19 protein-coding genes and 1 pseudogene are annotated in these 22,003 nt (G+C 74.2%); 8 read left to right on the forward strand and 12 right to left on the reverse strand.

The genetic code is table 11. The features are described from left to right. Nucleotides 1-65 precede the first annotated feature (65 nt). Complete coding sequence (locus tag RLT57_RS19095) at nucleotides 66-1,232, forward strand: adenosine deaminase (protein WP_311298602.1); 1,167 nt, start codon at nucleotides 66-68, stop codon at nucleotides 1,230-1,232. Between the two features lie 103 nt (nucleotides 1,233-1,335). After that, complete coding sequence (locus tag RLT57_RS19100) at nucleotides 1,336-1,659, forward strand: ATP-binding protein (RefSeq protein WP_311298603.1); 324 nt, start codon at nucleotides 1,336-1,338, stop codon at nucleotides 1,657-1,659. A 178-nt stretch (nucleotides 1,660-1,837) separates the two neighbouring features. On the opposite strand, the gene RLT57_RS19105 is transcribed toward RLT57_RS19100, so the two are convergent. From RLT57_RS19105 to RLT57_RS19120, 4 genes are all read right to left on the reverse strand, one after another. Then, the gene (locus RLT57_RS19105) at nucleotides 1,838-2,326 is read right to left on the reverse strand and encodes a VanZ family protein (protein ID WP_311298604.1); all 489 of its coding nucleotides are present in this window, start codon (nucleotides 2,324-2,326) and stop codon (nucleotides 1,838-1,840) included. A gap of 156 nt (nucleotides 2,327-2,482) precedes the next feature. After that, nucleotides 2,483-3,166 (reverse strand): hypothetical protein, encoded by a 684-nt coding sequence (locus tag RLT57_RS19110; RefSeq protein ID WP_311298605.1) that lies wholly within the window; start codon nucleotides 3,164-3,166, stop codon nucleotides 2,483-2,485. Then, complete coding sequence (locus RLT57_RS19115) at nucleotides 3,163-4,677, reverse strand: ATP-binding protein (protein WP_399128982.1); 1,515 nt, start codon at nucleotides 4,675-4,677, stop codon at nucleotides 3,163-3,165. Before RLT57_RS19115 ends, RLT57_RS19110 begins: the two co-directional genes overlap by 4 nt. Further along, nucleotides 4,674-5,351 (reverse strand): response regulator transcription factor, encoded by a 678-nt coding sequence (locus tag RLT57_RS19120; RefSeq protein WP_311298606.1) that lies wholly within the window; start codon nucleotides 5,349-5,351, stop codon nucleotides 4,674-4,676. Before RLT57_RS19120 ends, RLT57_RS19115 begins: the two co-directional genes overlap by 4 nt. A 219-nt stretch (nucleotides 5,352-5,570) precedes the next feature. Here RLT57_RS19120 and RLT57_RS19125 point away from each other — a divergent pair, with 219 nt between their 5' ends. Further along, nucleotides 5,571-6,380: a SigE family RNA polymerase sigma factor gene (locus tag RLT57_RS19125; RefSeq protein ID WP_311298607.1), complete on the forward strand. Its 810-nt coding sequence runs from the start codon at nucleotides 5,571-5,573 to the stop codon at nucleotides 6,378-6,380. Between the two features lie 257 nt (nucleotides 6,381-6,637). Here the strand turns inward: RLT57_RS19125 and RLT57_RS19130 are convergent, their stop codons facing one another. Continuing rightward, a complete protein-coding gene (locus RLT57_RS19130) occupies nucleotides 6,638-7,360 on the reverse strand; it encodes a uridine kinase family protein (protein ID WP_399128983.1) in 723 nt (240 codons plus the stop codon). A 40-nt stretch (nucleotides 7,361-7,400) separates the two neighbouring features. On the opposite strand from RLT57_RS19130, the gene RLT57_RS19135 reads away from it, so the two are divergent. After that, a complete protein-coding gene (locus RLT57_RS19135; RefSeq protein ID WP_311298609.1) occupies nucleotides 7,401-7,784 on the forward strand; it encodes a hypothetical protein in 384 nt (127 codons plus the stop codon). Nucleotides 7,785-8,175: 391 nt separating this feature from the next. Here RLT57_RS19135 and RLT57_RS19140 read toward each other — a convergent pair whose 3' ends face one another. The 3 genes from RLT57_RS19140 to deoC are packed head-to-tail and all read right to left on the reverse strand — an operon-like array spanning nucleotide 8,176 to nucleotide 11,528. Continuing rightward, nucleotides 8,176-9,105, reverse strand: coding sequence for an aldehyde dehydrogenase family protein (locus RLT57_RS19140; RefSeq protein WP_311298610.1), 930 nt, complete (start codon nucleotides 9,103-9,105; stop codon nucleotides 8,176-8,178). After that, the gene (locus RLT57_RS19145; RefSeq protein WP_311298611.1) at nucleotides 9,098-10,528 is read right to left on the reverse strand and encodes an aldehyde dehydrogenase family protein; all 1,431 of its coding nucleotides are present in this window, start codon (nucleotides 10,526-10,528) and stop codon (nucleotides 9,098-9,100) included. Before RLT57_RS19145 ends, RLT57_RS19140 begins: the two co-directional genes overlap by 8 nt. 4 nt (nucleotides 10,529-10,532) lie before the next feature. Then, the gene (deoC, locus tag RLT57_RS19150; RefSeq protein WP_311300775.1) at nucleotides 10,533-11,528 is read right to left on the reverse strand and encodes a deoxyribose-phosphate aldolase; all 996 of its coding nucleotides are present in this window, start codon (nucleotides 11,526-11,528) and stop codon (nucleotides 10,533-10,535) included. Nucleotides 11,529-12,424: 896 nt separating this feature from the next. Here deoC and RLT57_RS19155 point away from each other — a divergent pair. Further along, nucleotides 12,425-13,129, forward strand: coding sequence for a PH domain-containing protein (locus tag RLT57_RS19155; RefSeq protein ID WP_311298612.1), 705 nt, complete (start codon nucleotides 12,425-12,427; stop codon nucleotides 13,127-13,129). 1,216 nt (nucleotides 13,130-14,345) lie between these two features. Here the strand turns inward: RLT57_RS19155 and RLT57_RS19160 are convergent. From RLT57_RS19160 to RLT57_RS19170, 3 genes are all read right to left on the reverse strand, one after another. After that, nucleotides 14,346-16,034: a phospho-sugar mutase gene (locus RLT57_RS19160; RefSeq protein WP_311298613.1), complete on the reverse strand. Its 1,689-nt coding sequence runs from the start codon at nucleotides 16,032-16,034 to the stop codon at nucleotides 14,346-14,348. Nucleotides 16,035-16,264: 230 nt separating this feature from the next. Continuing rightward, the gene (locus tag RLT57_RS19165) at nucleotides 16,265-17,080 is read right to left on the reverse strand and encodes a purine-nucleoside phosphorylase (RefSeq protein WP_311298614.1); all 816 of its coding nucleotides are present in this window, start codon (nucleotides 17,078-17,080) and stop codon (nucleotides 16,265-16,267) included. A 132-nt stretch (nucleotides 17,081-17,212) separates the two neighbouring features. Then, nucleotides 17,213-17,650 carry a gamma-glutamylcyclotransferase gene (locus RLT57_RS19170; protein ID WP_311298615.1) on the reverse strand — a complete coding sequence of 146 codons (438 nt, stop codon included), beginning with the start codon at nucleotides 17,648-17,650 and terminating at the stop codon, nucleotides 17,213-17,215. Between the two features lie 214 nt (nucleotides 17,651-17,864). On the opposite strand from RLT57_RS19170, the gene RLT57_RS19175 reads away from it, so the two are divergent. Together RLT57_RS19175 and RLT57_RS19180 are read left to right on the forward strand one after the other, a co-directional pair. Further along, entirely contained in the window at nucleotides 17,865-19,313 is a 1,449-nt protein-coding gene (locus RLT57_RS19175) for an NAD(P)H-quinone dehydrogenase (RefSeq protein WP_311298616.1), read from the forward strand. A gap of 167 nt (nucleotides 19,314-19,480) precedes the next feature. Further along, nucleotides 19,481-20,425, forward strand: coding sequence for a DeoR/GlpR family DNA-binding transcription regulator (locus RLT57_RS19180; protein WP_311298617.1), 945 nt, complete (start codon nucleotides 19,481-19,483; stop codon nucleotides 20,423-20,425). 253 nt (nucleotides 20,426-20,678) lie between these two features. Here RLT57_RS19180 and RLT57_RS19185 read toward each other — a convergent pair whose 3' ends face one another. Further along, complete coding sequence (locus tag RLT57_RS19185) at nucleotides 20,679-21,269, reverse strand: TetR/AcrR family transcriptional regulator (protein WP_311298618.1); 591 nt, start codon at nucleotides 21,267-21,269, stop codon at nucleotides 20,679-20,681. Nucleotides 21,270-21,498: 229 nt separating this feature from the next. Between RLT57_RS19185 and RLT57_RS19190 the strand changes: the two are divergent. Continuing rightward, nucleotides 21,499-21,966 (forward strand): annotated as a pseudogene (locus RLT57_RS19190) (MFS transporter); the annotation flags it as partial. Nucleotides 21,967-22,003: the final 37 nt, after the last annotated feature.

Genomic DNA, 22,003 nt, shown 5'->3' on the forward strand with positions numbered 1-22,003 from the left:
ATGGCCGGGCGGGAAATAGTTGTTCCCGGCGCGATATCTACGCGCGTAGGGACTAGAGTTGCCCCATGCCGAACGCCACACCGGGCATCCCGACCCGGGAACAGATCCGCCGCGCCCCCAAGGTCCTCCTGCACGACCACCTCGACGGCGGTCTGCGCCCCGGCACGATCGTGGACATCGCCCGCGCCACCGGCTACGACGCGCTCCCGGCGACCGACCCGGCCGAGCTCGGCGGCTGGTTCCGGGCGGCGGCGGACTCCGGGTCGCTGGAGCGCTACCTGGAGACGTTCGCGCACACCTGCGCCGTCATGCAGACCCGCGACGCGCTGGTCCGGGTCGCCGCCGAGTGCGCCGAGGACCTGGCCGCGGACGGCGTCGTCTACGCCGAGGTCCGGTACGCGCCCGAGCAGCACCTGGAAGGCGGCCTGACCCTCCCCGAGGTCGTCGAGGCGGTCAACGACGGCTTCCGCGAGGGCGAGCGCAGGGCCCGCGAGGACGGCCACCGGATCCGGGTCGGCGCCCTGCTCACCGCGATGCGGCACGCCGCCCGCTCCCTGGAGATCGCCGAGCTCGCCAACGCCTACCGGGACTCCGGCGTGGTCGGCTTCGACATCGCCGGCGCCGAGGCCGGCTACCCGCCCACCCGGCACCTGGACGCCTTCGAGTACCTCAAGCGGGAGAACAACCACTTCACCATCCACGCCGGCGAGGCGTTCGGCCTGCCCTCGATCTGGCAGGCGCTCCAGTGGTGCGGCGCCGACCGGCTCGGCCACGGGGTGCGGATCATCGACGACATCGAGCGCGGTCCCGACGGGCGGGTCACCCTCGGCCGACTGGCCTCCTACGTCCGCGACAAGCGGGTGCCGCTGGAGATGTGCCCGACCTCCAACCTCCAGACCGGCGCCGCCGCCTCGTACGCGGAGCACCCGATCGGGCTGCTGCGCCGGCTGCACTTCCGGGTGACGGTCAACACCGACAACCGGCTGATGTCCGGCACCGCCATGAGCGCGGAGTTCGAGCACCTCGTCGACGCCTTCGACTACACGCTCGACGACATGCAGTGGTTCACCGTCAACGCGATGAAGTCAGCGTTCATCCCTTTCGATGAACGTCTCGCCATGATCAACGAGGTGGTCAAGCCGGGTTACGCGGAGCTGAAGGCCGAGTGGCTCTTCGCGCCCGGTGTCGCCGTACCCTCGCTGGCCAGCGGTTCCGCCGCCGAGGCGGGCTGATCCGGCGGGCGTGCGGAGCGGCGGGGTGCGCGCCCGGTGCACGCGGGGGGCGCCCGCCGCGCCGGTTGCGGGCGACGTGACCGGCTGGCTACGTTCCGCAGTCATGCAGACCCGAACCAAGAAGTCCCTGACCACCGCCGCGCTCGGCCTGGCCGCCGTGGCCGCAGCCGCGGGCACCGCCTCCGCCGCCGACCTGACCGGGGGCGCGCTCGGCTCGCTGCCGCTCGGCCAGGCCACCGGCCTGATCCCCGGCGCCACCGCGTCCGCCGCCGGCACCCACCACGCGATCACCAACGGCGCCGCCGCGCTCCCGGTCAAGTCCGCCGGCCTGGTGCCGAGCGGCAACCACCTGTCCGGCAACACGGTCGCCCCGATCGGCACCCTGCTCGGCGGCCTGCCGGCCGGCGCCGGCCTGCTGGGCAACTGACCCGGGGGCCCGCCGGCCGCCCGCGGGCCGTGCTTTCCCCGTCCGAAACGGAGAGGGCGCGGCCCGTCGGCCGGACCCGGAGCGCGCGCCCCGTCGCTCACCGGCGCGCCGCCGGCACCCCTGCCGCCGCGCCCGCGGCGGCTCGCGGACACGGGTACGGCTCCGGCCGCGGATACGGCTACGGCACCGAGCCGGCCGTCGCCCGCTCCCGGGGCGGCGGGCCGGGCGCGCGCTCCTCGCGGTGTCGCAGCCGCCGCCGGACCTGCGGCACGACCAGCAGATGCGCCAGCGCCACTCCGAGGGTGTTCAGCAGCAGCGCGTCCACGTCGAAGAGCTGGCCCGGCACCAGGGTCTGGGTGAACTCCAGCGACAGCGACACCATCAACGCGGCGAAGACGGTACGGGCGAAGGAGGCGAAGCCGGAGGCGCGGACCCGGCCGCCCGCCATGGGCAGCAGCACGCCCAGCGGGGCCAGCAGCGCCAGCCCGGCGCCGATCCGCCGGGCCGCCTCGGCGTGGCTCATGCCCAGGTCCGCCCTGATCGTGTTCAGCGGGCGGAGGTTCGGCGCGGCGACCCAGGTCACGTAGTGCGGCCGCAGCAGCAGCCAGCCGACGAACGCCAGGTAGGCCGCGGTCAGCAGCAGCCCGGCCGCGCGCACCCTGATCATGGAGCCATCGTGCCGCACGCTGTCAAGGACGCCACGGCCCACCCCACGGTTCCCGCACGACCGGAGCCGGTTCCTCCGCGCGGCCGGCCCCGTATACGGTCCCGCCCGGCCCCGCCCGGCCCCGCCCGGGACGGTCCCGTCCCGTACCGTCCCGCCTCAGCCCACCGGGGTGCCCGCGGTGTCCGCCGCGTCCGGGCGGGTGCGCAGATCCGAGGTACAGGTGTACCGGCGCAGCTGGTCGTGGTCCGGGCCGCCCAGCACCACCGAACGGCCGGGGGCTACCACCGGGTCGGCCGTCAGGGTGCAGACGATCTGCGCCAGCGCGAAGGACGGCAGCTCGTCCACCGGCAGGCTGAGCCGCAGCGCGTCCTGCGCGGTCGCCGCGGCACCGCCCCGCGCGCCGTCCGCCGTCGCCGGCTCCAGATACAGGTTGTTGCCCGGCACGGCGGTGGAGAACCCGGCCCTGGCCTCCTGCGTCTGCGGGCTCATCTGCAACTGCGTGATCAGCTCCTGGGCCACCGCGTACGCGGTCGCCCGGCCCGCCCGCACCGGTACGTCGCGCAGCACCTGGGCGATCTGGTTGATGCACACCAGGTACACCTCGCGGACCGCGGTGCCCGGCAGCGGCGTGGCCGGCGCCTTCGGGGCCGAGCAGGACACCCGGGAGGGCGCCGGCCCGGCGTCCACCGGCACGGTCGTGCTGCGGATGCCGCAGCCGCCCAGCAGCGCCCCGGCCAGCACGGCCGCCGCGACCGCGGCGACCGGCGACGTACGTCGGGGGTACCCGCGGCTGCTCCGGGCGCCGCGCCCGGCGGGGGCCGCGCCCGCGGACCCGCTCATCGGTTCTCCCCCGCGGGTCCGCGCGCCGGGTCGTACCCGTCGGATCCGTCGTCCTCGGCCGGGCGGATCGGCAGCCGCAGGGTGAAGACGGCGCCGCCGCCGGGGCGGTTGGCCGCGGTGATGTCGCCGCCGTGGATGTGCGCGTTCTCCATCGCGATCGACAGGCCGAGGCCGCTGCCCTCGGAGCGGGCCCGGGAGGCGTCGGCCTTGTAGAAGCGGTCGAAGACGTGCGGCAGCACCTCTTCGGGGATGCCGGGGCCGTGGTCGCAGACCTCGACGACCAGCTGCGAGCCCTCCACCCGCAGCGAGACCCGGACCGGGGAGCCGCCGTGCTTGAGGGCGTTGCCGATCAGGTTCGCCATGATCACATCGAGCCGGCGCGGGTCGAGGGTGGCCAGTACCCCGCGCGGCGCGTCCAGGTTCACCGAGTCCAGCCAGGCGCGGGCGTCCATGCACGCGTAGATCATGTCGGCCACGTCCACCTCGTCCACCCGCAGCTTGGCGGTACCCGCGTCGAACCGGGTGACCTCCATCAGCGTCTCCACCAGTTCGTTCAGCCGCCGGGTCTCGCTGACCACCAGCCGTACCGCGGGCGCGATCATCGGGTCCAGCGCCTCCGCCTCGTCCTCCAGCACGTCGGTCACCGCGGTGATCGCGGTCAGCGGGGTGCGCAGCTCGTGCGACATGTCGGCGACGAAGCGGCGGCTGGCCGCCTCCCGGGCGCTCAGCTCCTCCACCCGGGTCTCCAGCGCCTCGGCCGCGTTGTTGAACGTCCGGGACATCTCCGCGAGTTCGTCGGTCCCCGACACCTTCAGCCGGGTGTCCAGGTGCCCTTCACCCAGCCGCTGCGCCGCCTCGCCGAGCCGCCGCACCGGCCGCAGCACCGCGGAGCCCGCCGCCTGGGCCAGTAGCGCCGCGCCGATCAGCGCCAGCAGGGTGGCGATACTCAGCGACCAGGCAAGGGAGTTGAGGTCCTTGCGTTCCGCCTCCAGCGACTTGAGCATGTAGCCGGTCGGCCCGTCGCCGTTGATCCGCGCGCCCGCCACCAGGTACGGACGGCTCTGCAACGAGACCCGCTCCCACAGCAGGTGGTAGTCGCCGTCCTGGTGCACGGTGTTGACCGCGCGCTGCAACGAGGCCGGCACGTCGTCCATCGAGAACACGTCCCGGTCCGACGGCGCCGCGCACGGCCCGTTGTCCGGCGTGGTGTCGATCAGCACCACCTGGTACGTGTCCGGGCCGCCTATCCGGTCCGCCGCGTTGTTCAGCGACAGGCAGGTCGGCTCGACCGGCAGCGAAGCGGCGTTGCGCTGCAACGAGTCGCGGAAGTCGTTGAGCGTGCTGTTCTGCGCGCGGGTCAGCACCGCGTCGCGGTTGAGCCAGTAGGCGATCCCCGACACTGCCACCGCGGCGGTCAGCGCCACCAGCGCGAACACCGCGACCAGCCGCAGCCGAAGACTCGTCGTCCAGCGCAACAGACCGGAGAACCGGCTGCCTTGACCCTGGCTCACTGAGGCGTGTCCAACCGGTAGCCGACGCCGCGCACGGTACGGATCAGGGTCGGCGACGACGGCACGTCCTCGATCTTGGCGCGCAGCCGCTGCACACAGGCGTCCACCAGCCGGGAGTCGCCCAGGTAGTCGTGCTCCCACACCAGCCGCAGCAACTGCTGCCGGGACAGCGCCTGGCCGGGCCGCCGGCTCAGCTCCAGCAGCAACCGCAGTTCGGTGGGCGTCAGTTGCAGGTCCTCGCCGTCCTTGGTGACGGTCATCGCGTTGCGGTCGATGACGATCGCGCCGAACGCGGAGGAGTCGGTGCTGTCCCGCTCGCCGCGCCGCAGCACCGCCCGGATCCTGGCGTCCAGCACCCGGGGCTGCACCGGCTTGATGACGTAGTCGTCGGCGCCGGACTCCAGGCCCACCACCACGTCGATGTCGTCGCTGCGCGCGGTCAGCAGGATGATCGGCAGCTGGTCGGTGCGCCGGATCCGGCGGCACACCTCGAAGCCGTCGATCCCGGGCAGCATCACGTCCAGCACGATCAGGTCGGGCCGCTGCTCCCTGAGCAGCCGCAGGCCGTCCTCGCCCGTCGCCGCGGACATCACACGGTGACCCTGACGCGACAGGCCGAGTTCTAGTCCGGTGCGGATGGCGTCGTCATCCTCGATCAGCAACAGGAAGGGCACGCCGGACATTGTCGCCTACCCCCGGAAGCGGATGAACCCTGTGGGGGGTCCCGGCACCCGCGCGAGCGTACCGCCGGGGTCTGTGACGGGCCTGTGACACTCGGCGGACAGGGCCATGAAACTGGCCCGGCAGTCTTGTGCCCATCGAAGCGAACGCGGGCCGCACACCGGCTCCGACGCCCAAGACCACGCTGAAGGTTCCACCGACGGGGGCGCGAGATGAACGCACTGCACAGTACGACCACCACCGCAGTTCATTCCGCGCACGCTCGCCCGGCCAGGACCGCTGAGATGTCCGGTGCCGCGAGCGGACGGGGGTACGTTCGCGGCACCGGACGCACCGCAGGCCAGCACCTGGTGCCCCGGCAGCGCCCGGCCTGGATCACGCCGGTCGCCGCCGACGGCCGGGCGGTGCCGGCCGACGGCATCGACCGGAGCGCCACCGACCAGCCCGGTCCCACGGGCGCCGCCGAGACGGCGGAGCGGGCCGAGGCCGGGCGGGCCGAGGCGGAGGCGGCCTTCACCGCCTACGTGCAGGAGCGCCGGGCCTCCCTCTACGCGACCGCGTACCACCTGACCGGTGACCGGTTCGCGGCCGAGGACCTGCTGCAGAGCGCCCTGTTCTCCACCTACCGGGCCTGGGACCGGATCACCGACAAGGCCGCGGTCGGCGGCTACCTGCGCCGCACCATGACCAACCTGCACATCAGCGCGTGGCGGCGGCGCAAGCTCAGCGAGTACCCGACCGAGGAACTGCCCGAGACGGTGGGGGACACCGACGAGATGGGCGGCACCGAACTGCGCACGGTGCTCTGGCAGGCGCTCGCCCGGCTGCCCGAACAGCAGCGCACGATGCTGGTGCTGCGCTACTACGAGGGCCGTACCGACCCGGAGATCGCCGACATACTCGGGATCAGCGTCGGCACCGTCAAGAGCAGCATCTGGCGCTCACTGCGCCGGATGCGCGAGGACCAGGCGCTGAGCTTCGGCCGCGACGAGCACGCGGCGTTCGGCGAACTGGTGGCGTGACGCCCGCCCGGTGGGCGGCGCGCGCCGGTTGAGGACCACCCGGCCAGGGGGGAGCGGGGGAAAAGGGGGAGCGGGACCGGACGGCGAGGGGGAAACCGTCCGGTCCCGCCTTTTCCCGTTGTCCACCCCGTGCTTTCCGCTGCACGCGTCCGGGCCGCCCGCCGTCCGGCCGGGACCGCCCTCCCGCCCCGGCCCTCCTCGCCCCGGCCCTCCTCGCCCCGGCCCTTTTCACGCCGGGACTTCGCGCCGTCCGCGCGCTACGCGTCCACGGTCACGGGCTCGGCCGCCGCGCGGACCGGCGCCCCCCCACCGCCGGCCGCCGCGGCGATCCGGTCCCGGGCCTCGCCGTGCCCGCACGGATGGCAGCCGAGCGCCACCTGCCGGGCCACGATGCCGCGTTCGGCCCGCAGCAGGTGCCAGCCGCGGCGGATCAGGAACCGCACCGACTTCCGCCCCTCGCGCAGATCCCGTACGAAGCGGCGCCGCGCGGTGGTCGTGGGACGGCCGCGCAGGCACAGCGCGTCGGCGAGCAGCCCGAGGTCGCGGCAGCGGGCGGCGATCTCGGCGGCGAAGATGCCCTCGGCGACGAACACCGGGGCGCCGCGCAGGTCGAGGCGGGCACGGCCGGTCGCGGCGCTGGCGGCGATGTCGTACACCGGGGTGTCGGCGGCGCCCCGCGCGCACAGTTCGGTGACGGCCGCGACGGCGGCGTCGGCGCGCCAGGACCCGGGGGCGTCCCAGTCCACGGCGGTGCCGCCGGGCAGGGTCGGCAGCGTGGGGTCGTCGGCGTTTTTGTAGAAGTCGTCCAGTACGAGCACGGGCAGCCCGCTGCGGGCGGCGAGTGAGGACTTGCCCGAACCGGAGGGACCGGCCAGCAGGATCACGCGGGAGCGGGGTGCCTCCGGCGCGGCTTCAAGGGAGGGTGAACTCACGGTGAACCATTCTCCCGCAAAGCCCGCCGCGGGCACGACCCGCGTCATGACGACTACTCAGAGAGATCGTTGCGTTACGCTGTGTCCCATGTCCAAGCTCCGTACCGCCCTCGTCCTGACCGCCACCGCCGCGGCGGTCGTCGTCCCCGCCACCGCCGCGGCGGCCGCGGCCCCGCCCGCGGCCGCGCTGCCCGTCGGCGCCGCCCTCCCCGCCGTCGGCGCGCTGCCCACCCAGGCGCTGCCCACCCAGTACGTCACCGGCGCCCTCGGCTACGCCGTCGCCCCGGTGCGCGACCTGCGCCTCGACCCGCTCTCCAACACCGGCGTCGACCCCCTGGCCAACGCGGTCGGCTCCCAGGTAGCCGACTTCCAGCCGGTCTCCACCGCCGCCCTCACCTCCCCACTGACAAGCGGCGGCTCCCTGGGCACGCTTCCGATCCTGGGCCCGCTGACGGGACTGCTGCCGCACTGACGGCCGCGCCCGCTCCCGCCCAGTCCGGACAGCCCCCAACGCGGCGATTGGGCCGCCCCGCCCCCACCGGCGACGAGTACGACCTGCGCTTCGCCGCCGCGGAGGCCGCCGAGTGCCGGGAGCACCTGAGCCGCCAGGCGCCGGGCGACCTCCGCCGTGCCGTCGACCGGATCCGTGCCGCGCCACGTGCCACCGACCGCCCCGAGCGCCAGCACGCCCCCAAGGCGCGCTGGGAAGCGGCACCTTCAAGGGGCGGCGGCCGGAACGCCGGCAGTACGAGGTCACCGCCGACGGGCGCGTCGGGTACCTCGTCGACGACGAGACCGGAACCGCCTGGATCAGCTACGCCGACACCGGCCGCCCCGAGGCCACCGACTGGTCTGACGGAGGCTCACACCCCCATCGTGTGCCACACCGTCTTCGTCTCCAGCCACGCCGTCAGGCGCCCCGTGCCCGGGTCGGCGGTCCAGGACTCGGCGGGGGAGGGGCGGCGCAAACGCTTGAGGGTCTCGGCGGCGGCGATCTCCAGGTCCACCGCGAGCGCGGTCGGCGCGCCGGTCAGGTCGAGGGCGTTGACGTCCTGGTGGGCGGCAAGCGGCGCGGCGAGTTCCGCGGTGCGGCCGGAGAGGATGTTGACGACGCCGGCCGGGACGTCGGAGGTGGCCAGCACCTCGCCGAGGGAGAGGGCGGGCAGCGGCGCCCGCTCCGCGGCGACCACGACCGCGGTGTTGCCGGTGGCGATCACCGGCGCCAGCACCGAGACCAGGCCGAGGAGCGAGGAGTCCTGCGGGGCGAGGACCGCGACGACCCCGGTCGGCTCGGGCGTGGAGAGGTTGAAGAAGGGCCCGGCCACCGGGTTCGCCCCGCCGGCCACCTGGGCGATCTTGTCGGTCCAGCCCGCGTACCAGACCCAGCGGTCCACCGCCGCGTCCACCGCCGCCGCCGCCTTCGCCCGGGACAGCCCCTCCGCCTCGGCGACCTCCCGGCCGAACTGCTCGCGCCGCCCCTCCAGCATCTCCGCGACCCGGTACAGCACCTGCCCCCGGTTGTACGCGGTCGCACCGGACCACCCGGCGAACGCCCTGCGCGCCGCCACTACCGCGTCCCGCGCGTCCTTGCGGGACGCCAGCGGGGCGTTGGCCAGCCACTGGCCGCTCTTGGAGTCCGTCACCTCGTACACCCGGCCGCTCTCGGAACGGGGGAACCTTCCCCCGGCGTACAGCTTGTAGGTCTTGAGGACCGCCAGCCGCGCGACCTCGTTCCTGCCGTCGGAGCCCCTGGCGCCGGCGCTCCTGCCCTCGGAGTTCTTGCTGTCAGACATCGAGGTATCCCTCCAGGCCGTGCCGGCCGCCCTCCCGGCCGTAGCCGGACTCCTTGTAACCGCCGAACGGCGAGGTCGGGTCGAATTTGTTGAACGTGTTGGCCCACACCACCCCGGCCCGCAGCTTGTCGGCCACGGACAGGATCCGCGAACCCTTCTCGCTCCAGATGCCCGCGGCCAGCCCGTACGGCGTGTTGTTGGCCTTCTCCACCGCCTCGGCCGGGGTGCGGAAGGTCAGCACCGACAGCACAGGCCCGAAGATCTCCTCCCGGGCTATCCGGTGCGCCTGCGTGACGCCGGTGAACAGGGTCGGCGCGAACCAGTAGCCCGCGGACGGCAGTTCGCACGGCGGGGCCCAGCGCTGCGCGCCCTCCGCCTCGCCCGCCGCGGCCAGCTCGGTGATCCGGGCCAGCTGCGCGGCGGAGTTGATGGCGCCGATGTCGGTGTTCTTGTCCAGCGGGTCGCCGACCCGCAGCGTGGCCATCCGGCGCTTGAGCGCGTCCAGTACCTCGTCCTGCACCGACTCCTGGACCAGCAACCGGGAGCCCGCGCAGCAGACATGGCCCTGGTTGAAGAAGATGCCGTCGACGATGCCCTCGACGGCCTGGTCGATCGGGGCGTCGTCGAAGACGATGTTCGCCGCCTTGCCGCCCAGTTCCAGGGTGACCCGTTTGCGGGTGCCGGCTACCGTACGGGCGATGGACCGGCCGACCTCGGTGGAGCCGGTGAACGCGACCTTGTCCACGTCCGGGTGGGCGACCAGGGCGGCGCCCGCGTCCCCGTAGCCGGGGAGGATGTTGACGACCCCGCGCGGCAGGCCCGCCTGGCGGCAGATGTCGGCGAAGAACAGCGCGGACAGCGGGGTGGTCTCGGCGGGCTTGAGCACCACCGTGTTGCCCGCGGCCAGCGCCGGGGCGATCTTCCAGGACAGCATCAGCAGCGGGAAGTTCCACGGGATGACCTGCCCGGCGACGCCCAGCGGACGCGGGTCGGGGCCGTAGCCCGCGTAGGCCAGCTTGTCCGCCCAGCCCGCGTAGTAGAAGAAGTGCGCGGCCACCAGCGGCAGATCGATGTCGCGCGTCTCGCGGATCGGCTTGCCGTTGTCCAGCGACTCCAGCACGGCCAGTTCCCGGGAGCGCTCCTGGAGGATGCGGGCGATCCGGAACAGGTACTTGCCGCGTTCCGCGCCGGGCAGCGCGGACCAGGTACCGAACGCCCTGCGGGCGGCGGCCACTGCGCGCTCGACGTCCGCCTCGCCCGCGCGGGCGACCTCGGCGAGCACCTCTTCGCTGGACGGCGAGACCGACTTGAAGACGGCGCCGTCGGCGGCCTCGGCGAACTCGCCGTCGATGAACAGCCCGTAGGACGGCGCGAGGTCCAGGATCGCGCGCGACTCGGGCGCGGGTGCGTACTCGAAGGCCATGGGATCAGTCCACCGTGACGTAGTCGGGACCGGAGTACCGGCCGGTGCTGAGCTTCTGACGCTGCATCAGCAGATCGTTGAGCAGGCTGGAGGCGCCGAAACGGAACCATTCGGGGGACAGCCAGTCGTCGCCGGCGATCTCGTTGACCGTCACCAGGTACTTGACCGCGTCCTTCGCGGTGCGGATCCCGCCGGCCGGTTTGACGCCGACCTGGACACCGGTCGCCGCGCGGAAGTCGCGGACCGCCTCCAGCATCAGCAGGGTGCCGGGCGGGGTGGCGTTCACGGCGACCTTGCCGGTGGAGGTCTTGATGAAGTCGGCGCCGGCCAGCATCGCCAGCCAGGAGCAGCGGCGGATGTTGTCGTACGTGGCCAGCTCGCCGTTCTCGAAGATCACCTTGAGGTGGGCGCGGCTGCCGTCCTCGCGGGCGCAGGCCTCCTTGACCGCCTGGATCTCCTCGAAGACGTCCATGTAGCGGCCGGACAGGAACGCGCCGCGGTCGACGACCATGTCGATCTCGTCGGCCCCGGCGGCGACCGCCTCCGCGGTGTCCGCCAGCTTGACGGCGCGGGCGGCGCGGCCGGAGGGGAAGGCGGTGGCGACCGAGGCGACCCGGATGCCGGTGCCGGCCAGGGCCTCCTTGGCGACGGCGGCCATGTCCGGGTAGACGCAGATGGCGGCGACGTGCGGGGTGCGGCGGTCGGTGGGGTCGGGGTAGGTGCCCTTGGCGCACAGCGCGCGGACCTTGCCGGCGGTGTCGGCGCCTTCCAGGGTGGTCAGGTCGATCATCGAGATCGCGAGGTCGATGGCGTATGCCTTCGCCGTCGTCTTGATCGACCGGGTACCGAGGCCGGCCGCACGGGCTTCGAGCCCGACGGCGTCGACCCCGGGCAGCCCGTGCAGGAAGCGGCGCAGCGCACTGGCGGACGCCGTGGCGTCCGCGAATCCGGCGAGCCGTCCCGGGGCGTCGGGGGCGTATGCGGGAACAACGGAGGACATGGTCACCACACCACCATATCTACGCGCGTAGCAACCCGCTACCCACCGCTGCGGGGGGTTCTTGACCGGATCGCGCGGGTCCCTGCGGGGGCTTGACCGGTGGGGGCGCGGGTCCGCTGCCGCGGGGGCCTCGCGGGGGCGCGGCTGCTGCTGAACGCTGGGCGCTGGGCGCTTAGCGCTTCGGGGTGGGCGGGGGCGGGGTTGGTCGCCACTGCTGCTGGGCGCTTGTGGCTGTTCGGTGCTTGGGCTCTGCCGGGCGGGTTGGTGAGGCGGGTGTGGGTGCGGGGTTCGTCTGTGGGGGCGTGCCGGGCCGGTTGGCGCTGGGCGCTCGGCGCTTGCGCGGGGTGCGGGGCTGGACCGGGACCGGGAGCGGGCAAAAGTCCGCGGGGCAGTGCGGCTGGTGCTGTGTTGCAGGTCGCGGGAGGTGTTCGCGTCCGCGCGGCGGCCTGTGCCCGGATGGGTGCGGCCGGGGGAGTCGTGTCGCAGGGAGATGCCGTACCGGTGCGCTCGGGGCCGAGCCGGGGCACTCCCCGGGCGGGGGCCCGGGGTGTCCGCGGGCTTGTCGTGCCGGGGGGTGCATCGGGGGTCCGCGGGTGTGGGGTCTCGGGGGTGCCCACGGGAGCGGTCGTGGTGGTGCCGGAGCCCGGGGCGCCGTTCGTGGCTGCCGCGCGCCGGGCTCACGGCGGATCTGCCGGGGCCCGGGGCGGGCGCGGGGCGCGGCGGCAGGTGGGGTGTTCGGGACGCGGGGCAGGAAGGGTGCTCGGGGTGGGTGTTCGGAGGGAAGGCGGCGTCGGTGGAGTTCTCGGTGGCGCTCGGAGGGAATGGCCGGAAAACGGAATGGGAACGCAACCCGGGTGGGGCGAGGGGTGGGGGTGGGGTCGGGCAGAATCGGAGGTATGAGGAGCTCCAACCAGGAACGTTCGGGCGGAACGGGGACCGCCGACGGCGGGCAGCCGGGGTACGCGGACAGGGTGTACCGGTCGGCGGCCGGGGTCATCGGCGGCGTGCTGCTGCTGGTGGTGGCCGGATGGCTGGGCGGGGACGCGGTGGTCCGCGGCAGCGGGCGCACGCCGTGGCTCGCGGCGGCCGCGCTGCTGCTCGTCGTACCGCTCGTCGTCGCCTTCACGGTGCGGCCCGCGGTCTACGCCGGCGCCGAGCGGATCCGGATCCGCAACCCGTTCCGTACCGTCACGCTCCCCTGGTCCGCCGTCGACCAGGTGCGCTCCTCGTACTCCACCGAGCTCTTCGCCGCCGACCGCAAGTTCCAGCTGTGGGCGATCCCGGTGTCCATCCGAGCCCGTAAGCGAGCCGTCCGGCAGACCAACCGGGCCCGAGCCGCCGGCGACGAACCGTACGGCACCCAGGGGCTGCGGCGGCGCCCGAACCGGCCGAGCCACCCGGCTCTCGGCGGCTCCGGCGGCGACACCGTCCTCTCCTGGGCCGACCAGGCCGTCGCCGAACTGCGCGAACTGGCCGGACAGCACCCGGCGACCGACGACCAGCCCCCTGCCGCGCCGCGCGTCCGCTGGTCCTACGAGGTCATCGTCCCCGCGGCAGTCGGCGCCGTCGCCCTGCTCGTCCTCCTCGCCACCGGCGGCTGAGTCGCTTTTTCAGCCGCCGGTTCGTCGGTTCCACGGGGGAGCCCCGGAGCGGGTGCTGTCGGCGGTGAGGTGGGCGCGGGGGCGGGCCGTCAGGGTCCGGCTGCCCGAGGGGGTGCCCGGTGGGGTGGGGGTGCCCCAAGGTGGGTGCCGTCGGGGGGGCGGGGTGGCCCGGGGGTGGGCGCTCGGTGGGATCGGGGGTGCCGTGGGGTGGGTGCCCCAAGGTGGGTGCCCGGTGGGGTTGGGGTGCCGTGGGGTGGGTGCCGTCGGGCGCTACGGCGCCGTCCTTTCTTCCTTTTTTGCCGCCTTCTCGCCTCCGGGCGCTTCGATCCGGTGTCGACGGTCCTCGTCGTACGGTCGCTCCTTCGTCGCTTCCTTCTCCTCGTCTCTTTCGACACCGGCGCGCCCTTCGGCTCGCCGGCTACCGGTGGACCGTCGGGCGGATCGGTGCCCGAGGGTGGGTGCCCGGCAGCGTGAGGGTGCCCCTTTGGTGGGTGCCGTCGGGCGTCAGGGCACCCAAGGGGGCCCAAGCTCGGGGGCTGGGTTGCCTTGCGTGGCGCCGTACGGTCGGCCGCCGGGCTGACCTCGCGCCGTGGGGTCCGCCCCCACGTCCAGCTGACGCCCGACGTTCGGCCGGGTAGCCGGTGAGCCGAAGGGCGCGCCGGTGTCGAAAGGGAGAGCGCGCGCAGTGAGCGAGGTACGAGCGAGTGAGCACGGTCGACCGTCGACACCGGACCGAAGCGCCCGGAGGCGAGAAGGCGGCAAAAAAGGGGGGATGGACGGCGCCCCAACGCCCCACGGCACCCACAAAAGGGCCCCCTCACCCCGCACGGCACCCACCCCACCCCACCCCACCGCCCCACGGCACCCCCGCATGGGCCCCCTCACGCCGTACGGCACCCACCCTTGCCCACCCCCACCCGCCGCGCCCCATCCCCGCTCGCACCTCACCGCCGACGGCACCCGCCCCCATGTTCGACGGCACTAACCCCCGGGTACCCCCCTCCCCCTCCGTCCGTCTAACGTTCGGCCCGCGCCGGGCCGGCGACCCGGCTCCCGTTCCACTCGCCACCGGACAGGGCCGGCTGACCCTGACGACCGCGACCGGCGGTCTCGACACGCCGCACGGGGTGCTGCGTGTCGACGCGGAACTGGTCTCCGCCGCGCAGCCCGGCCCCGACCGTCGGCGACCGTCCCCGTGCGCCGGCCTGATCCCGTGTCAGATGCCCGCCGCCGCCGCGAAGTCCCGCTTCAGGCCGGCCAGTACCTCCGCCGCCGTGGCGCGGGCCGCCGGCAGGGCGGAGGCGCCGGCCACCGGGACCACGACCTCCAGGTAGCACTTGAGCTTCGGCTCGGTGCCGCTGGGGCGGACGATGACCCGGGCGCCCTCGACGCCCCGCGCGGCGTCGCCGGACAGGCGGTAGCGCAGGCCGTCGGTCGGGGGCAGGTCCGCGCTCCCGGCCGCGAGGTCCTCCGCGCCCGCCACCGCCAGGCCCGCCAGCACCGCCGGCGGGTGCGCGCGGAGCCGGGCCATCGCGTCGGCGATCAGCGACAGGTCGGCGACCCGGGCCGAGAGCTGGTCGGTCGCGTGCAGGCCGTGGTCGACCGCCAGATCGTCCAACAGGTCCGCGAGGGTGCGGGATTCGGCCCTGAGCCCGGCGGCGAGCTCGGCGACGAGCAGCGCCGCGGTGATGCCGTCCTTGTCCCGGACGCCGCCGGGGTCGACGCAGTAGCCGAGTGCCTCCTCGTAGCCGTACCGCAGGCCCGGCACCCGGGCGATCCACTTGAAGCCGGTCAGTGTGTCCGCGTAGGCGAGCCCGGACCGGGCGGCGATCTTGGACAGCAGCGAGGACGACACGATGCTCGCCGCGAAGACCTCCTGCCGCCCGGCCCCGGCGGCGCCGGTACGCAGCAGGTGGACGGCCAGCAGCGCGCCCAGCTCATCGCCCCGCAGCATCCGCCACCCGGAGGCGGCGGTCGGGTCGGGCACGGCGGCGGCGCAGCGGTCCGCGTCCGGGTCGTTGGCGATCACGAGGTCCGGGCGGGCCCGCCGGGCGGTGCTGAACGCCAAATCCATCGCCCCCGGCTCCTCGGGGTTGGGGAAGGCCACGGTCGGGAAGTCCGGGTCGGGCAGGGCCTGTTCGGCGACCTGTACCGGCGCGGGGAAGCCCGCCAGGGCGAAGGCCGCGGTCAGTGTCTCCAGGCCCACGCCGTGCATCGGGGTGTACACCACGGATACGTCCCGTGCGCCGCCGGGCGTCACGACCGCCGCCGCCCGAGCCAGGTACGCCGCCAGTACGTCCTCGCCCAGCACCTGCCAGCCGTCCTCGGCCAGCGGCACCCCGGCCAGCGGCCCGACCGCCGCGATCTCGGCGGCGATCCCGCTGTCGGCGGGCGGCACGATCTGCGAGCCGTCGCCCAGATAGACCTTGTAGCCGTTGTCCCGCGGCGGGTTGTGGCTCGCGGTCACCATCACACCGGCCGCGGCGCCCAGGTGCCGGACGGCGTAGGCCAGTACGGGGGTCGGCAGTGGCCGGGGCAGCAGCGCCGCCTTCAGCCCGGCGCTCGTCATGACCGCCGCGGTGTCCCGGGCGAAGTCGTACGACCTGTGCCGCGCGTCGTACCCGATGACCACCAACCCGCCCTGCCGCGCCCGCAGATACCCGGCGAGGCCGGCGGCGGCCCTGATCACCACCGCCCGGTTCATCCGCATCGGCCCGCCGCCCAGTTCCCCGCGCAGCCCCGCGGTCCCGAACTCCAGCGTCCCGGCGAACCGTTCGGCGAGGTCCGCGCGCGCCTCCGGGACCCCCGCCACCGCCTGCCTGAGCAGCCGCGCCAGCTCCTCGCGGGTCTCCGGATCCGGGTCCTCGTCGATCCACGCCCGCGCCTGGGCGAGTACGTCGGCCATCCGCTTCCTCCTGCGTTCTACGGGTCTCTTCGAGCGTTTCCCACCGGCCGCCACCGGCCGCCACCGGGCCGCCCACCGGCCGCCACCGGCCGCCCGCCGGCGGCCTCCGCCGCTCCCGCCGCCGCGGGCACCCGGCGTGCCCGTGACGCCCGGCCCGCCCGGGAGCACCGCCCAGCGGCGGCCGGGGAGGCGATCGGGGCAAGGCCGCGCCGGCCGTTCGGCGGCGCGCCTTACAACCGGTCGAGCACCTGCGCCAGCAGCGTCCCCATCCGGGTCGCCGACTCCCGGCCGGCCTCCAGGACTTCCTCGTGGTTGAGCGGCTCGCCGGTCATCCCGGCGGCCAGGTTGGTGACCAGCGACAGGCCCAGCACCTCGGCTCCGGCCTCCCGTGCCGCGATCGCCTCCAGCGTTGTGGACATGCCCACCAGGTCGCCGCCTATCGCCCGGACCATGCCGATCTCGGCCGGTGTCTCGTAGTGCGGGCCGGGCAGCTGCACGTAGACGCCCTCCTCCAAGGTGGGGTCCACCTCCCGGCACAGCGCGCGCAGCCGCGGCGAGTAGAGGTCGGTGAGGTCCACGAAGCGCGCCCCGACGATCGGCGAGGTCGCGGTCAGGTTGATGTGGTCGCTGATCAGCACCGGCTGTCCGGGGCGGTACCCGGGGTTCAGCCCGCCGCAGCCGTTGGTCAGTACGACCGTCTTGCAGCCGGCGGCGACCGCGGTCCGCACCCCGTGCACGACGGTCGCCACGCCCCGGCCCTCGTACAGATGGGTCCGGCCGAGGAAGACCAGGGCCCGCACCGCGCCGATCCGCACCGACCGCACCGTGCCGGCGTGACCGGCGACCGCGGGGGCCGGAAAACCCGGCAGCTCGGTCACCGGGAACTCGTGGTCGTGGGCGCCGAGCCCGTCGGCGGCGGGCACCCAGCCCGAGCCCATGACCAGGGCGACGTCGTGCGTATCTGCGCCGGTCAGCTCGCGCAGGCGCGCGGCGGCGGTGTCGGCCGCGCCGTAGGGATCGGAGTTCACGGAAGCGTTCACGCGCATGAGGGTAACCTGTCAGAGCCTACGCGCGTAGACGCCGTCACGGCGCAGCCCGGGTCGTGCGGATCCCGCGACAGCCGACGTCACCCCCGCCGGGTCCCGGCCGTCCCGGCGGTACCGCCTCCGGCGGGCGGTTCAGCAGGGACGCTTCCGCAGTTCCATCACATAGTCGTACGGTGCGCCGGCCGACTCGGCCGCGTCGGCGAGTTCGCCCAGGTAGCGGGCGGACGGCAGACCGCCCTCGTAGTCGTTCAGCACGTAGATCCAGGCCGCCGCCTCGCCCTCGAGCGTGTGCACGCGCACGGTCATACGCCGATAGACGCCCAGCGGGACGCCCTCCCAATTGTCCATCGACTCCTCGTCGACGGGGGCGACGTCGTAGAGGCCGACGAAGACCTGGCTGCCGGGTGCCTCGACCACGGTGGCCAGCGCGCCCTCCCAGCCCATCTGCTCACCGCCGAAGGTCAGCCGCCAGCCGTCGAGCCACCCGGTGCCGCGCAGCGGGGAGTGCGGGGCGCGGCGGGTCATCAGCCGCGCGTCGAGGTTGCTTCCGTAGGCGGCGTAGAGCGACATGGAAACGAGAGTACGGGAGCGCGCTCCCCCCGGCGTAAGGTACGGCCCGCTCGCGGCGGTTCGGCGGGGCGCCGGACCCGGCGCGGGGGACCGCCGGGACCCGCCGCGGGGCCGGGTCCGGGGGGCGGGGCCGGGCGGCGTCCCGGGGCCCCGGGCGCCCGCGAGCACCCCCGTCGCGGCCCCCCGGCGGGACATGCTTGGCGCGTGCGGGACAATGGGGTACGTGACTCGGATCGTGATCATCGGTGGCGGACCCGGCGGCTACGAAGCGGCGCTGGTGGCGGCGCAGCTCGGCGCGGCGGTGACCGTCGTGGACTGCGACGGCCTGGGCGGCGCGTCGGTGCTGACCGACTGCGTGCCGTCCAAGACCCTCATCGCCACCGCCGAGGTGATGACGACGTTCGACTCCTCCTACGAGGAGCTCGGCATCATCGTCGCCGACGACACCCCGCCGCTGGAGCGCGGCGCCCGGGTGGTCGGCGTGGACCTGGGAAAGGTGAACCGGCGGGTCAAGCGGCTGGCGCTGGCCCAGTCCAACGACATCACCGCCGCGGTGAGCCGGGCCGGCGCCCGGGTGCTGCGCGGCCGCGGCCGGCTGGAGGGGCCGCAGACCGCCGACGGCACCCGCACGGTCGTCGTCGAGGGCCCGGACGGCACCGCCGAGCGGCTGACCGCCGACGCGGTGCTGATCGCCACCGGGGCCCGCCCCCGGGAGCTGCCGGACGCGCTGCCCGACGGCGAGCGCATCCTCACCTGGACGCAGGTCTACGACCTCGACGAGCTGCCCGCCGAACTGATCGTGGTCGGCTCCGGTGTCACCGGCGCCGAGTTCGCCGGCGCCTACCAGGCCCTCGGCTCGCACGTGACCTTGGTCTCCTCCCGGGACCGGGTGCTGCCCGGCGAGGACCCGGACGCCGCCGCCGTCCTGGAGGACGTCTTCCGCCGCCGGGGCATGAACGTGATGGCCCGCTCCCGCGCCCAGTCCGTCAAGCGGGTCGGCGACCGGGTCGAGGTGGCGCTCGCCGACGGCCGGGTGATCAGCGGCACGCACTGCCTGATGGCGGTCGGCGCGATCCCCAACACCTCGGGCATCGGCCTGGAGGAGGCCGGGGTCAAGGTCACCGACTCCGGGCACGTGTCGACCGACAAGGTGTCCCGTACCAGCGCCCCCGGCGTCTACGCGGCCGGCGACGTCACCGGTGTCTTCGCGCTCGCCTCGGTCGCCGCGATGCAGGGCCGGATCGCGATGTACCACTTCCTCGGCGACGCGGTCGGCCCGCTCAACCTCAAAACCGTCTCCTCCAACGTCTTCACCGACCCGGAGATCGCCACCGTCGGCTACACCCAGGCCGACGTGGACGCCCGGCGGATCGAGGCGAACGTCGTCAAGCTCCCACTGCTGCGCAACCCGCGGGCCAAGATGCAGGGCATCAGGGACGGCTTCGTGAAGCTCTTCTGCCGCCCCGGCACCGGGATCGTGGTCGGCGGCGTGGTCGTCGCGCCCAAGGCGAGCGAGCTGATCCACCCGATCTCGATCGCCGTCGACAACAACCTGACCGTGGAGCAGATCGCCAACGCCTTCACCGTGTACCCGTCGCTGTCCGGCTCGATCGCCGAAGTGGCGCGGCAGCTGTACAACCGGAAGACCGCCGACGGCAGCTGACGCCCGCCGCCCGGCACCGCGCCGGGCGCACCGGCGCGCCGTCAAACCTTTTCGGCGTGGGAACGCACAGTCGGTGCTTAGCACTTCCCGGTCTGTTTTGGGTACGACTTCCATCATCCGGCGCAAAACGCTGAAACCAGACGGTCGTTGGGGTTACTGTCGGTTTCGTGTTCGCTGCAGAACGTCGCCAATTGATCCTGGAAATGGTGCGGGCGAACGGGGCCGTGTCGCTCCGTGAGCTCGCCCGGGTCGTCCAGACCTCCGAAGTGACCGTGCGCCGCGACGTACGCGCCCTGGAGGCCGAGGGCTTGCTGGACCGCCGGCACGGCGGTGCGGTGCTGCCGGGCGGCTTCACCCGCGAGTCCGGCTTCCCGCAGAAGTCCCACCTGGCGACCGCGGAGAAGACGGCCATCGCCGATCTCGCGGCCGGCCTTGTCACCGAGGGTGAGGCCATCGTGGTCGGCGCCGGCACCACCACCCAGGAGCTGGCCAGACGGCTGGCCCGGGTGCCCGGCCTGACCGTGGTCACCAACTCGCTGCTGGTCGCCCAGGCGCTCGCGCACGCCAACCGGGTCGAGGTGGTGATGACCGGTGGCACCCTGCGCGGTTCCAACTACGGCCTGGTCGGCAGCGGCGCCGAACAGTCCCTGCAGGGGCTGCGGGTCTCCCGGGCGTTCCTGTCCGGCGCCGGCCTGACCGCCGAGCGCGGCCTGTCCACCTCCAACATGCTGGCGGCCAGCGTCGACCGGGCGCTGGTGCAGGCCGCCGGGGAGGTGGTGGTGCTCGCCGACCACACCAAGCTCGGCGCCGACACCATGTTCCAGACGGTGCCGACCGACCTGATCACCCACCTGGTCACCGACGAGCCGCCCGCCGACGAGGAGCGGGCCGGCACCGAGCTGCAGGCGCTCGCCGACCGCGGTGTGCAGCTGGTGGTGGCCCCGCTGCCGTCGGTCGCCCCGGACGCCGGCGCCGGGCGCCCGCGGCGCGAGGGCCGCGAGGCCCCGCTGCCCGGCCCCCGCCGCCCGCAGCCGCTGCGCGGCGCCGCCGGCCCCGGCGCCGCCGCCGACCAGCCCGGCTCCCCGCGGCTGGCGGACGTACGCCGCAGGTAGCCAGGTCAGGCGCAGGCCGGGTCGGGACCGGGGCGCGGCCGTCCGCGGCAGGCGGCCCCGCGGGGCGTACGCCACCGGCGGTCCGCCGCTGGGCCCTGTCGGGTGGATCCGCGCGGGTCAGGGCGCGGGGTCCGGTGCGTTGCAGCCGCAAAGGCCGGGGAGGGAGGCGGCGTGCTGTGTCGCCGACCGGCGAGAACGCGGCAGGCGTGCGTACCGGGGCCCGCGACGGCCGCGACGATCCACCCGACGGGCCCTAGGCCCGCCGCCCCGCCGTCACCGGTGGCGGCGCCACCGGGTCCCCTTTGCCGCGGGTCAGCATGCCCTCGATCATCAGGGACATCAGCCGGTCGAACAGTCCCGCGTCCTCGGTGTTCCGCTCCGCCGACACCACGATCGCGTAGGTCAGCTTGAGCAGGTCGCCGATCGTCACGTCGGTCCGGACCGTGCCCGCCTGCTGGGCCCGCCCCAGCAGGGAGCGGCCGGCGGCCGGCATCTTCGTCCGGCAGGCGGGCATCTTCGCGTCGGACGCCTCCATGATCGCCGCGGCCAGCCCGCGGTAGGTGGTGGAGTGCACGGCCACCGCGCGCAGCCACTTGGCGAGCGCCGCCGCCGGGTCGTCCTCGCTGAGCAGCCCGTGGCCCCGGGCGGTCAGCGCGTCCATCTCCTGTTCGAACACCGCGTTCATCAGCGCGTACCGGTCGGGGAAGTGCCGGTAGAGGGTGCCCACGCCGACCTCGGCCTGGCGGGCGATGTCCTCCAGGGCGACGTCGGTGCCGTGTGCCACGAACGCCTGCCTGGCCTCGTCGAGCAGTCTGTCGTAGTTGCGCTGCGCGTCCGCCCGCATACCGCTGAGCCTCCCTGAAGTGGCTGTTCCCGACGGTTGCCCACCAACGATTGTAGAACCGGAGGCTGCCTCCGTATGCTTACCGGAGGAGCCCTCCGCTTTCCGCTGGAGGCTTACTTTCCATGTCCACGCCCACAACGCGTGACCTGAACACCATCACCTCCCGCCTGCCGTCCCCCACCCGCAGGCACCCATTCCTGGCCCTCGCCGCCATTATCGGCACCAGTTGATGCTGCTGCTCGACGCCACCGTGGTGAACGTCGCGCTGCCCAAGCTCAGCCTCGACCTCGGGTTCACCCCCACCGGCATGGCCTGGGTGCTCAACGTCTACACGCTCGCCTTCGGCGGGCTGCTGCTGCTCGGCAGCCGGATCGGCGACATGATCGGCCGCCGGACCGCCCTGGTCTGGGGCGTCGCCGCGTTCACCGCGGCGTCGGTGGCGGGCGGGCTGGCCACCGACCCCACCCTGCTGCTGGTCGCCCGCGCCCTGCAGGGCGCCGCCGCGGCCCTCGCCGCGCCCAGCACCCTCGCCCTGATCACCACGTCCTTCACCGAGGGCACCGAACGCAACCGGGCGCTGAGCGTCTTCTCCGCGGTGGCCGGCGCCGGCTTCGCGATCGGCCTCACCGTCGGCGGCATGCTCACCGGCTGGGGCTCGTGGCGCTGGGTGTTCTTCATCAACATCCCCATCGGCGCGGCGATCGTGCTGCTCGCCCCCCGCCACATCGCCGAGA

This window comes from Streptomyces sp. ITFR-21 (assembly GCF_031844685.1).
GTDB lineage: Bacteria > Actinomycetota > Actinomycetes > Streptomycetales > Streptomycetaceae > Actinacidiphila.